Genomic DNA, 348 nt, shown 5'->3' on the forward strand with positions numbered 1-348 from the left:
AAAAAGAAGCAAACAATATCGTGCCAGGAGTAGCCATTGCTACAGCTTTGATGCCGCCTATCTGTACTGCTGGCTATGGTTTAGCTAATGGGAATGTACGATTTTTATTGGGGGCTCTCTATCTTTTCTTGATCAACTGTGTCTTTATCATGCTAGCCAACATTGTTGGAACAAGAATTTTGATGAGAAAATCTCCTTTAACTTCATTTAAAGAGCTGAGCATTAAAATGAGAATTGGCTTGATTTCTTTGATTGTATTGTTGATTCTTCCAGCTAGCTATTCGGCAGTTACTCTGACAATAGAACAAGCGCGCAAAGAAGGGATCAAACAGTTTGTAGGAAAAGAGT

At 38.5% G+C, this 348-nt stretch carries 1 protein-coding gene; it reads left to right on the plus strand.

The window, feature by feature from the left end; translation table 11 throughout:
* Positions 1-348 (plus strand): DUF389 domain-containing protein (locus tag HMPREF2893_RS05355; protein WP_148131924.1); only part of this gene is annotated, 348 nt, incomplete at both ends.

It is taken from the genome of Streptococcus sp. HMSC072C09, assembly GCF_001813105.1.
Classification (GTDB): domain Bacteria; phylum Bacillota; class Bacilli; order Lactobacillales; family Streptococcaceae; genus Streptococcus.